Annotated in this window: 6 protein-coding genes; 5 read left to right on the top strand and 1 reads right to left on the bottom strand. The window is 45.7% G+C overall.

Annotated features, from left to right (window positions below):
• Positions 1-96: 96 nt before the first annotated feature.
• Positions 97-840, bottom strand: coding sequence for a hypothetical protein (locus AAAA78_RS13820; protein ID WP_340592625.1), 744 nt, complete (start codon positions 838-840; stop codon positions 97-99).
• A 276-nt stretch (positions 841-1,116) separates the two neighbouring features.
• Here AAAA78_RS13820 and rpoB point away from each other — a divergent pair, with 276 nt between their 5' ends.
• The 5 genes from rpoB to fusA all read left to right on the top strand — a co-directional run bounded on the left by rpoB (position 1,117) and on the right by fusA (position 12,696).
• Positions 1,117-5,325, top strand: a complete 4,209-nt coding sequence (rpoB, locus tag AAAA78_RS13815; RefSeq protein ID WP_340592624.1) for a DNA-directed RNA polymerase subunit beta — start codon at positions 1,117-1,119, stop codon at positions 5,323-5,325.
• 27 nt (positions 5,326-5,352) lie between these two features.
• Positions 5,353-9,483 (top strand): DNA-directed RNA polymerase subunit beta', encoded by a 4,131-nt coding sequence (gene rpoC, locus AAAA78_RS13810; protein ID WP_340592623.1) that lies wholly within the window; start codon positions 5,353-5,355, stop codon positions 9,481-9,483.
• A 239-nt stretch (positions 9,484-9,722) separates the two neighbouring features.
• Positions 9,723-10,097 carry a 30S ribosomal protein S12 gene (gene rpsL / locus AAAA78_RS13805; protein ID WP_295905882.1) on the top strand — a complete coding sequence of 125 codons (375 nt, stop codon included), beginning with the start codon at positions 9,723-9,725 and terminating at the stop codon, positions 10,095-10,097.
• 10 nt (positions 10,098-10,107) lie between these two features.
• Positions 10,108-10,581, top strand: a complete 474-nt coding sequence (rpsG, locus tag AAAA78_RS13800; RefSeq protein ID WP_295905883.1) for a 30S ribosomal protein S7 — start codon at positions 10,108-10,110, stop codon at positions 10,579-10,581.
• A gap of 9 nt (positions 10,582-10,590) precedes the next feature.
• Positions 10,591-12,696, top strand: coding sequence for an elongation factor G (gene fusA / locus AAAA78_RS13795; protein ID WP_340592622.1), 2,106 nt, complete (start codon positions 10,591-10,593; stop codon positions 12,694-12,696).
• Positions 12,697-12,721 lie beyond the last annotated feature (25 nt).

The raw sequence follows: 12,721 nt of genomic DNA, 5'->3' as shown, positions 1-12,721 counted from the left end.
TTCTCACTTGAGAACATGCCGAAAGCCTCTGGTTATCCCAGGGGCTTTTTGCTTTTAAGAACTTTGGGGTGAGTAACGGGGCTTGAACCCTTGCCGCTACCAAGCAAATCCTAGTTTCACTGCCATTGCGTCTTGGCCTTCGATATTACTGGCTCTGTCCCAGTCGATGCTTAGACGGCTGTATTCGATTCCGTAGACTAAGCCTTTTCCGTAGGACGTTAAGCCGATGGAGTAGTATTGGTGGATCCCTTTGTCGTTGTAGGGGCCGAAGCTTCCGTGTGGATTTGTGACGTCTGTTTTTACTTCGTTTGATTCGTAAATGTATGAAATATAAGGGACTATTTTTTCTAGTTTATAACCTAAGCTGATTCCGGCCTGGGCGGTTTTTACTTTGGATTCGGCTTTAGATTCGCTGCCGCCTGAATCTTGCGATTTCGAAGTTGTCCTTTCTCCGTAGGCTCCCTGGATGCTGGCGACCCAGTTTTGTGGGCCTGCGCCGTGGTTTAAGAATTGGTAGCGTAGGCCGAACAGAGAATTATCTAGGGTGATGTCTGTTGCCTTAAAAACTGTAAGGCTCGCGTCGACTCCGATATTATTAATCATCATTAGATCACCCACATCCACGTCTTCGTTCACTTTAAGAGAGCTTCTTGTCGGCGGATTTGACGTGATGTCATTCACCACCGTGATTTTTGTGACGGCAGAGCCGACTCCTGCGATGTGGCCGCTCCATTGATTTTCGCCTGTGACTGGAACAGCGAAGTGAGAAGCTCTAAAATTGATCGTATGTGAGCATCCTGATACCAAAACAAGCAGTGCAAATCCGAATAATGCTTTCATAGGTCTCCTAAAGGTGCTTTTAGGGTAGGCGTGGACATGTTCTTTGACAAGTTCCGGACTAAGTGACGGAGAAATTTCCGTTTCGGGGTTGCGACGGCATTGACGCTATGTATAATTGGCTGTTTTCACTCTGCCTGGAATAGTGCCAAAAACCACTAGAAACACTTGATTTCTTCAAAACTTCCGGTAGTTTGAATTGCTTGTCTTTTATTTAATGTGGGCCTTGGAATATTCCCCCCGAAGCGAATATCCGATTTTCTTATCACGGAGAGTACATTGGAAAAAACTCCAGTTACGGCTTCTAACATTCGAGTTAGAAAGTCATTCGCGAAAAATAAGCAAGTCATTGATATCCCAAATCTGATTGAATTGCAGAAGTCTTCTTACGAAGCTTTCATTCAAAAAGATATGGATCCAGATCGCCGTGGCGAAGCTGGTCTCAATGGCGTTTTCAAATCTGTGTTCCCAATCACAGACTTCAACAACACTGCAAGCCTTGAGTTTGTATCTTACACCCTAGAGCCAGCTAAGTACGACGTAGACGAGTGCCGTCAGCGTGGTATGACTTTCGCTGCGCCAATCAAGGTGACTCTTCGTCTGATCGTATTCGACGTAGACGAAGAAACTGAAGCACGTTCTATCCGTGACGTAAAAGAACAAGAAGTTTACTTGGGCGAAATCCCATTGATGACTGCTAACGGTTCTTTCATCATCAACGGTACTGAGCGCGTTGTTGTTTCTCAGTTGCACCGTTCTCCAGGTGTGTTCTTCGACCACGATGGTGGTAAGAACAATGCTTCTGGTAAATTGATCTACTCTGCACGCGTGATCCCTTATCGTGGTTCATGGTTGGATGCTGAGTTTGACCAAAAAGATTTGATCCACGTTCGTATCGATCGTCGTCGTAAATTCCCTGTGACAATTCTTTTGAAAGCATTGGGTTACAACGCTGAACAACTTCTTGAATACTTCTACGACCTTGACGAAGTTTACGTTAAAGGCGGCAAGTTGTTCCGTAAGTTGGACATCGAAAGAATGTCAGGCCAAAGAGCTTTGACTGATATCGTGGATCCAAAATCCGGCGAAGCGCTTGTAAAAGCGGGCCGTCGTATCACTCGTGCGATCGTTAAGAAGATCAAAGATCTTAACATCACTGAGCTTGAAGTTGAGCCAAACGACCTTGACGGAAAAGTTTTGGCGAAACCTCTTATCGACGAATCTACTGGTGAGATCATCGCTGATGCGAATGCTGAGTTGAACTCTGCAATCATCAAGCGTGCTATCGAAGCCGGTATTGATCGTTTCTTCATGATCTTCTTCGACGGTTTGACTGTAGGTCCTTACCTTCGCAACACATTGTTGGTTGATAAAGTATCTAACAAAGAAGAATCACTTGTTGAGATTTACAAACGCCTTCGTCCTGGTGAGCCTCCAACTTTGGAAGCGGCTACGACATTCTTCGGTCGTTTGTTCTTCGATCCAGAAACTTACGATTTGTCTGAAGTTGGTCGTATTAAGATCAACCACAGATTCGGTATTTCTATGGATGAGTGCCCTCCTTCACACAGAACACTCACTCACAAAGATATCTTGAGCACTATTAAAACTTTGATCGATCTTAAAAACGGTCGCGGCGTTATCGATGATATCGATCACTTGGGTAACCGTCGTGTTCGTTCTGTAGGTGAGTTGCTTGAGAATCAATACCGTATCGGTCTAGTTCGTATGGAGCGCGCGATCCGTGAACGTATGTCTCTTCAAGATGTTGAGACAATGATGCCTCACGATCTAGTCAACGCGAAACCAGTGAACGCGGTTGTTAAAGAATTCTTCGGTTCTTCTCAATTGTCACAGTTCATGGACCAAACAAATCCATTGTCTGAGATCACTCACAAACGTCGTTTGTCAGCTCTCGGCCCTGGTGGTTTGACTCGTGACCGTGCCGGTTTCGAAGTACGTGACGTACATCCTACGCACTACGGTCGTATCTGCCCGATTGAAACTCCAGAGGGTCCAAACATCGGTTTGATCGCCTCTTTGGCGACTTACGCTCGTATCAACAACTACGGTTTCATTGAGACTCCGTACCGCAAAGTTGATCAAGGTAACGTTTCTAAAGACATCAACTATCTATCGGCTCTTGAAGAAGCAGGTCATCACATTGCTCCAGCAGCACGTGATGAAGCTGGTAACAAAGCGATCCAAACTCCAACGACGATCACTCGTCGCGATGGTGAGTATGAAATCGTAGATAAAGACAAAGTTGCTTTGATGGACGTTTCTCCATCACAACTTGTTTCTATCGCAGCTTCTTTGATTCCGTTCCTTGAGCACGATGACGCCAACCGTGCCTTGATGGGATCGAACATGCAACGTCAAGCGGTGCCATTGCTCCGTTCTCGCGCTCCACTTGTTGGAACAGGCGTTGAGAGACTTGTTGCTCGTGACTCTGGTACTTCAGTCGTTGCTCAAAACGACGGTATCGTTGAAGAAGTCGACGCATCTCGTATTGTTGTTCGCCGTTTTGCAAAAGGCGGGGAGCTTGGTGCGAACGTAGACATCTACAACCTCACTAAGTACCAACGTACAAATCAAAATACATGCTTCAACCAAAAACCAATCGTTACTGTAGGTGACAAGGTTTCTAAAGGCGACATCATCGCTGACGGTCCTTCTACAGAACTAGGTGAATTGGCATTGGGACAAAACATCCTGGTGGCGTTCACTCCTTGGCAAGGTTACAACTTCGAGGACTCCATCCTTATTTCTGAACGTTTGTTGAAAGACGACGTTTACACGTCTATCCACATCGAAGAGTTCGAGTGCGTAGCGCGTGATACAAAACTTGGTAAGGAAGAGATCACTCGCGATATCGCCAACGTCGGTGAAGAGGCTCTTAAAGACCTCGACAGCTCTGGTATCATCCGCATCGGTGCGGAAGTTCGTCCAGGCTTCATCCTAGTTGGTAAAGTAACTCCAAAAGGTGAAACGCAACTTTCTCCAGAGGAAAAACTTTTGAGAGCGATCTTCGGTGAAAAAGCCGGCGACGTTCGTGATACGTCACTTCGTGCGCCATCAGGCGTTTACGGTACGGTGATCGATGCACAAGTTTACTCTCGTGAAGGTGCTGACCGCGATGAGCGTTTGTCTTCAATCATCGAAGAGAAAAAACGCAAACTAGAAAAAGACTTGGCTGTAGAGCAAAACGTTATCAAGAATAACGCGATCTCTAAACTTCGTGACATCCTTGTTGGTAAAACAACAACGGGCGTTCTTTTGAACGAAGACGGAAGCCAAAAACTTTTGAACAAAGGTCAAGAAATCACAGAGGCGGATCTAGAGACAGTTCCATTTGAATTGTTGAACTACATCCCACTTGAGCAAGACCTTGAATTCCAAGTGAACAAAATTATCGACAATGCCCGTAACCAACTTGATGCCGTTAAATTGGTATTCAACGAGAAGATCGACCGCCTACGTAAAGGTGACGAGCTTCCTCCAGGCGTTATCAAAATGGTTAAAGTTTACGTTGCTATCAAACGTAAAATGCAAGTCGGTGACAAGTTCGCGGGTCGCCACGGAAATAAAGGTGTCGTTTCTAAAGTATTGCCTGCTGAAGACATGCCATACCTAGCTGACGGTTCACCTGTTGACATGGTTCTAAACCCACTGGGCGTTCCTTCTCGTATGAACATCGGTCAGATCCTTGAGGTTCACTTGGGTTGGGCTGCGCACAACTTGGGTAAGCAATTAGGCGAACACTTGGCTAAGTGGAACGCTGAAAATGCTCGTACTGAAATGAAAGATATCTTCAATGACACTGATATCTCCGCAAAACTTGATAAAGCGGACGATGCTTCATTGAAACAAATGGTAACTCGTATGAAGAACGGTATCCACGTAGGAACACCGGTCTTTGACGGTGCTCGTGAATCCGACGTAAAAGGCTTGCTCACTAAAGCGCAAGTTCCAACATCTGGTAAGTCCATCTTGTTTGATGGTCGTACAGGTGAGCCGTTCACGAACCCAGTTACTGTGGGTATCATGTACATGCTTAAGCTTCACCATCTCGTGGAAGAAAAGATCCACGCTCGTTCTATCGGACCTTACTCACTCGTTTCTCAGCAACCACTGGGCGGTAAAGCACAGTTCGGGGGCCAACGTCTCGGGGAGATGGAGGTTTGGGCGATCGAAGCCTACGGTGCTGCATACTCACTACAAGAATTCCTCACTGTTAAGTCAGATGACGTGGCAGGAAGAACTCGTATGTATGAAAGCATCGTGAAAGGTGAAAACATCCTTGAGCCGGGCCTTCCAGAGTCATTCAACGTCTTGGTGAAAGAGCTTCAGTCTCTTGCATTGAATGTTGAGTTGATGGAGTCCGACATCCTTCGTGATCAAGATGAAGATCTTGGTGACGACGGTATCGGGGGTGAAGAAGCAATTGTTCAGGCGCCGTCTTCAGACGAGCCAGGACAACACTAATTAATACTTTAACAACAGGGGTGTTCTTTGAGAGACTTGTTGAATTTTTTCGATAAACCAAAAGATCCACTTTCGTTTGACGCCGTACGAGTATCGTTGGCGTCACCAGAAATGATTCGTGATTGGTCATTTGGTGAAGTTAAGAAGCCTGAAACTATCAACTATCGTACATTCAAACCAGAACGTGATGGTTTGTTCTGTGCGAAAATCTTCGGTCCTATTAAGGATTACGAGTGCTTGTGCGGTAAGTATAAACGTATGAAGTACCGTGGCGTCGTCTGTGAAAAGTGCGGCGTTGAAGTTACACAAACTAAAGTACGTCGTGAACGTCTTGGCCACATTGAGCTTGCAACTCCGGTTGCGCACATCTGGTTCTTGCGCTCATTGCCTTCTCGTATTGGTAACTTGCTCAACCTTTCTTTGAAAGACGTTGAAAAAGTTCTTTACTGTGAAGCGCACGTTGTTATCGATCCAATGGAAACAACATTGGAAGAAGGTCAAATTTTGACTGAAGAAGCTTACCAAGCCGCTCTTAATGAGTTCGGTCCAAGCTTCAAAGCAGGCATGGGCGGTGAAGCTGTTCGTGAATTGCTACGCAAAATTGACCCTGAGTACTTGTCTCGTAAACTTCGTATGGAAGTGAAAGACACGAAATCAGAAGCGCAAATCAAAAAATTGACGAAACGTCTTCGCGTTGTTGAAGCCTTCAAAGGTTCTATCAACAAGCCAGAGTGGATGATGTTGGAAGCCCTTCCAGTTCTTCCTCCGGATCTTCGTCCGTTGGTACCACTTGATGGTGGTCGTTTCGCGACTTCAGATCTGAATGATCTTTACCGTCGTGTTATCAATCGTAACAACCGTTTGAAACGTCTTCAGGAGCTGAACGCTCCAGACATCATCATCCGCAACGAAAAACGTATGTTGCAAGAAGCGGTTGATGCGTTGTTGGATAACGGCCGTCGCGGTAAGACTTTCACAGGTCCAAACAAACGTCCTCTTCGCTCTCTTTCTGATATGTTGAAAGGTAAGCAAGGTCGTTTCCGTCAAAACCTTTTGGGTAAACGTGTCGACTACTCTGGCCGTTCGGTTATCGTAGTTGGTCCGACATTGAAACTTCACCAATGCGGTCTTCCTAAGAAGATGGCGTTGGAACTTTTCAAACCATTCGTTTACAACAAACTTGAAGAAAAAGGTTTGGCGACAACGATTAAGCAAGCGAAACGCCTTGTTGATCAAGAGACAGTAGAAGTTTGGGATATCTTGGCAGACGTGGTTAAAGAACATCCAGTTCTTCTAAACCGTGCACCAACTCTTCATAGACTTGGTATCCAAGCTTTCGAACCAGTACTTCACGAAGGTAAAGCAATCCAATTGCATCCTCTAGTGTGTACGGCGTTCAATGCCGACTTCGACGGTGACCAAATGGCGGTTCACGTTCCACTTTCAGTGGAATCACAAGTTGAAGCTCGTGTATTGATGATGTCTACGAACAATATCCTTTCTCCAGCGAACGGTAAGCCAATCATCAATCCATCACAAGATATCGTGTTGGGCTTGTACTGGTTGACTCGTATTCGTCCAGGAGCCAAAGGAACTGGTAAAGCGTTCTCTACTGTTCAAGAAGCACAGTACGCTTACGAAACTGGTTTGGTTGACTTGCAGGCAGCGTGTAAAGTTCGTATCAACGGAAAAGTTCAAGAGACTTCCGTAGGTCGTTCTATCTTGTCTGACATCGTTCCTAAAGAAGTTCCGTTCAATGAAGTGAACGTAACAATGAACAAGAAACAAATCGCAGCTTTGATCGACAAGACATTCCGTCTTGCCGGTGCAAAAGCGACTTGTATCTTGGCTGATAAGATCATGGAACTTGGTTTCAAATATTCAACTGCGGCAGGTATGTCTATCGGTATCGACGACATGGTGATCCCAGCAGCGAAAGCGACAATGATCGCAGACGCTGAGAAACAAGTGACTGAAATCCAACAGCAGTACGATGAAGGTTTGATCACAGATGGTGAGCGCTACAATAAAGTGGTGGATATCTGGGCTCAAACGGGTGACAAGATCGCAAAAGAAGGTATGAACGCGATCGAAAAACAAACTTTCGTAGTTGATGGCAAAGAGGTTACAGGACCTTCTTTCAACCCGATCTACATCATGGCTGACTCCGGAGCCCGTGGTTCCGCAGCTCAGATCCGTCAGTTGGGTGGTATGCGTGGTTTGATGGCGAAACCTTCTGGTGAGATCATCGAAACACCGATCACTGCGAACTTCCGTGAAGGTTTGACAGTTATCCAGTACTTCATCTCTACGCACGGTGCGCGTAAAGGTTTGGCCGATACAGCATTGAAGACAGCGAACTCTGGTTACTTGACTCGTCGTTTGGTTGACGTTGCTCAAGACGTTGTTGTGTCTGAAATCGATTGCGGAGTTGAAGACGGTTTGGAAATCACTCCAGTTTACGAAGCTGGAGAGATCATCCAAAACATCGGTGACCGTATCCTTGGTAGAACTGCTTTGAAAGACGTTGTTGATCCAATGAGCAACACTGTTGTTGTTAAAGCAAACCAAGAGATCACTGAAACTGACGTAAAAACTATCGAGAGCCTGGGTATCGACAAAGTCGACATCCGTTCAGCTCTTACTTGTAAATCTAAACGTGGCGTGTGCGTGAAATGTTACGGCCGTGACTTGTCTCGCGGTAACACTGTGAACCTTGGTGAAACAGTGGGTATCATTGCAGCACAATCAATCGGTGAACCAGGTACTCAGTTGACAATGAGAACGTTCCACTTGGGTGGTGCGGCTTCTCGTGCGGTTGAACAATCTGTTCATACAACTCGCCATGACGGTGTCATTAAACTTGTGAACGTTCATGCAGTAACGAACCGTAACGGTAAGTTGACTGTGATGAACCGTAACGGATCTGCTCTTGTTATCGACGAAGCGGGTCGTGAGCGTGAAAACTTCAAGCTCGTTTATGGTGCTGTTTTGAACTTTAAAGAAGGTGACAAAGTCACTAAAGGTCAAACTGTAGCTGAGTGGGATCCATATTCGAATCCGATCATCGCCGAAGTTTCTGCGAAGATCCAATACAGCGATATCGAAGAAGGTTCGACAATGCAGGAACAAGTCGACGCGGTAACTGGTTTCGCGACTAAAGTTATCATGGAGTCTAAGTCTTCTGACATTAAGCCAACAGTATTCCTTGTAGACAATAATGGTAAGACATTGAATCTTCCAGGCCGTGAAATCCCTGCGCGATACTTGATCCCAGTGGGTGCACAGCTTCTGGTTTCTGACCAACAGGAAGTTCATGCCGGTGACGTTATTGCGAAGATGCATCGTGAAGCTTCGAAAACGAAGGATATCACGGGTGGTCTACCGCGCGTTGCTGAATTGTTTGAAGCTCGTAAACCGAAAGAAGCGGCTATCATCTCTGAGATCGATGGTTACGTGACATTCGGTAAAGACGTTAAAGGTAAACAACGTGTGATCGTAACTCCTGAAGTGGGTGAGCAAAAAGAATATCTCATCCCTAAAGGTAAGCACGTGGCAGTAAGAGAAGGTGAGTACGTAAGAGCCGGTGAGGCGTTGATGGACGGTCCAACAAATCCTCATGACATTCTGGCGGTTCTAGGTGCGAAAGCTCTTTCTGCATACCTTGTGAATGAAATCCAAGAAGTTTACAGACTTCAAGGTGTTGGCATCAACGATAAGCACATCGAAGTGATCGTTCGCCAAATGCTACGTAAAGTAGAAATCAGAGACGCTGGTGACAGCCGTTTCTTGGCGGGTGAGCAAGTTGAAAGATATGCTTACGAAGAAGAAAATGATCGTATCAACCGTGAAGGCGGACAACCTGCTACAAACAGCCCGCTTCTTCTAGGTATTACGAAAGTTTCTTTGAGCACTGACAGCTGGATCTCAGCGGCGTCATTCCAAGAGACAACGAAAGTCCTTACAGAGGCAGCGATCAATTCTCGCACAGACCATTTGCGTGGTTTGAAAGAGAATATCATCATGGGTCGCTTGATCCCTGCTGGTACTGGTTTGACTTCTTACAAACGTTGGAAAGTGTCTGTAGCAGAAGACGACGATACTCAATTCGTTGCTTTGCCAGGAATGGCAACGACTGCTCAACCTCACCAAGGGTAGGTCTACACTCCGGCTTCGCCGGAGTAGGATCGAGAAGTCAGCCCTCCGATTTGTCGGAGTAGTTGGCAAAATAGATGTAAAAAGCTCAAAAAGGGGATCTCACACCCCTTTTTGAGCTACAAAATTAACAACAAAGTCTTGACCAGGGCGCTTTTGGCAATGTAAGTTCCAGCGTCTTGGGAAAAATCTGCACTCCGACAGGTCGGAGTTAGGTAAAAAATTGTTTAAGGGGTTTTAAAGTGCCTACAATTAACCAGCTCATCAAAAGTGAGCGTAAAGTTCAAAAGAACCAAACAAAGTCACCAGCTTTGGACTCTTGCCCTCAGCGCCGTGGTGTTTGTACTCGTGTTTATACGACGACTCCAAAGAAGCCGAACTCAGCTCTTCGTAAAGTAGCAAAAGTTCGTCTTTCTAACGGTTTCGAAGTGATCTCTTACATCCCAGGTATCGGTCACAACCTTCAAGAGCATAGCGTTGTCTTGATCCGTGGTGGTCGTGTGAAGGACTTGCCGGGCGTTCGTTACCATATCGTACGCGGTGTATTGGATCTTCAAGGTGTGAACGGCCGTCTTCGTGCACGTTCTAAATACGGTACTAAGAGACCTAAGAAATAAGGATTGAGAGATGTCACGTCGTAAAAAGACCTTTAAAAGAGAAATTATTCCAGATCCGGTTTTCAAGGATCTAGTTATCGCTAAGTTCGTCAATAAAATGATGATCCAAGGTCGTAAAGCAACTTCTCAAAAGTTGTTCTACGGAGCTTTGAAAGAGCTTGAAGGTAAAATCCAAGGTGAAGAACCTTTGGCAGTTTTCAGAAAAGCTCTTGAAAATGTGAAGCCTTCTATCGAAGTTCGTTCTCGCCGTGTTGGTGGAGCGACTTACCAAGTTCCAGTAGATGTTCGTCCATCTCGTCGTATGGCTTTGGCTATGCGTTGGTTGATCGAATACTCTCGCGAGCGTGGTGAGAAAGATATGGCTAAGCGTTTGGCTGGTGAATTCGTTGATGCTTACAACAATCGTGGAAACGCGATCAAGAAGAAAGACGATGTTCACAGAATGGCTGAATCGAACAAGGCTTTCTCTCACTACAATTGGTAATCTGCATTCATGTCAGCTAAAGATCCTAAAACAGTAGCTGATCTTAAGTTCACTCGTAATATCGGCATCATGGCACACATTGATGCCGGTAAGACGACCACCACCGAACGTATTCTTTACTACACAGGTAAAAGTCATAAAATCGGCGAAGTTCATGATGGCGATGCCACCATGGACTGGATGGTTCAAGAGCAAGAACGTGGTATCACTATCACGTCTGCTGCGACCATGGCGTTCTGGAAAGATCACAGAATCAACATCATCGATACTCCCGGGCACGTTGACTTCACAATTGAAGTTGAGCGTTCTTTGCGCGTTCTTGACGGTGCGATTGCTGTGTTTGACGGTGTGAACGGTGTTGAGCCGCAGTCTGAAACCGTTTGGAAACAAGCTGACAAATACAAAGTTCCAAGAATTTGTTTCGTTAATAAAATGGACCGTGTGGGTGCTGACTTTGTGATGTCTTATGGGACTATCAAAGATAAACTCAATGCGAACCCAATCCCAGTCCAAGTTCCGATCGGCATGGAAGACACATTCCGTGGCGTTGTCGATATTCTCGAAAACAGAGCTTATATGTGGGATCAGTCCGGAATGGGTGACCATTTCGAAATTACCGATGTTCCCAATGATATGAAGGAAGAAGTGAATCGCTTCCGCACAGAGATCATTGAGAAGATCGTTGAATTTGAAGACTCTCTTCTTGAGAAATATCTCAACGGAGAAGAAGTGTCTGTGGCAGAGCTCAAAGCGGCTCTTCGTAAAGGCACTCTTGAGTTAAAAGCCTTCCCAGTTTTCTGTGGAGCTGCTTTCAAAAACAAAGGTGTTCAGCCTTTGCTTGATGGAGTGATCGACTATCTTCCATCTCCAATCGAAGTTCCAGCGATCGTGGGTCACGATCCAGAAAAACCTGAAAAAGAAATTGTTTGCAAAACGGATTTCGAAGCGCACACAGCGGCTCTGGCTTTCAAAATTGCGAACGATCCATTTGCAGGAACTTTGACTTATATTCGTGTCTACTCTGGCGAAGTGAAGGTGGGCGATCAGCTTCTTAATCCTCGCACAGAGAAAAAAGAGCGCATTCAAAAACTTGTGAAAATGCACGCCAACTCTCGTGAAGAAATCACCAACTTGAAGGCGGGTGATATCGGCGCCGTTGTCGGACTTAAATTCACAGGAACGGGTGATACTCTTTGTGAGACATCTCATCCTGTTGTTTTAGAATCTATTACTTTCCCAGAGCCTGTGATCTCGGTTGCGATTGAAGCGAAGTCTTCCGCAGACCAAGAGAAAATGCTTCAAGGTCTTGAAAAGCTCGGTAAAGAAGATCCTTCTTGCCGTTTGAAAACAGACCCTGAGACAGGACAGATCCTTCTTTCGGGCATGGGCGAACTTCACCTTGATATCCTTGTTGATCGTCTTTTGCGTGAACACAAAGTTCAGGCAAATGTAGGTAAGCCGCAAGTTTCATATCGCGAAACTATTTCAGCTTCCTCGACGGTTGAATACGTGTACGAGCGTGAGATCGCGGGCGAAGCTCATTTTGCAAAAGTATCTTTGACGATTGATCCAATTTCTCAACATGACGGTATTCAATTTCAATCGAAAGTGGCTGTGTCTAAAGAATTTACAGCCCCTTTCCTGAAGGCAGTTGAAAGCGGTTTTAAAGAGGCAGCCGAAGTTGGACCTCTGGCGAGCTACTCGATGTTGGGTATTCGTGGGACTTTGAACTCTGTTGAAACGCGTCCTGAAGCTTCCAATGAAATGGCCTTTAAAGCGGCTGCTTCTTTGGCATTCAGGGAGGCGGTAAAAGGTGCAGCTGTTGAACTTCTAGAGCCTATCTTTAAGCTTGAAGTGACATGCCCTGATGAGTTCGTAGGTAACGTGGTAGGGGACTTAAATTCTCGCCGCGGTAAAATCCTTACAATGAATGCTAAAGTGGGCGGAGGTCAGGTTATTTCTGCCGAAGCCCCTCTGGCGAACCTCTTTGGTTATGCGACGAACGTGCGCAGTTTAAGCCAAGGAAGAGCTAGCTTTAGTATGGAATTTTTGGAGTATGCGGTGGTGCCTCCGAAGGTAAAAACCGAGATTCTCCACAAAATGGGAAGATTCTAAAAAAATCAATATTTCCCTTTGACAA

This window comes from Bdellovibrio sp. BCCA, from assembly GCF_037996825.1.
Taxonomy (GTDB): domain Bacteria; phylum Bdellovibrionota; class Bdellovibrionia; order Bdellovibrionales; family Bdellovibrionaceae; genus Bdellovibrio.
This window is presented reverse-complemented; position numbering and strand designations above follow the sequence as displayed.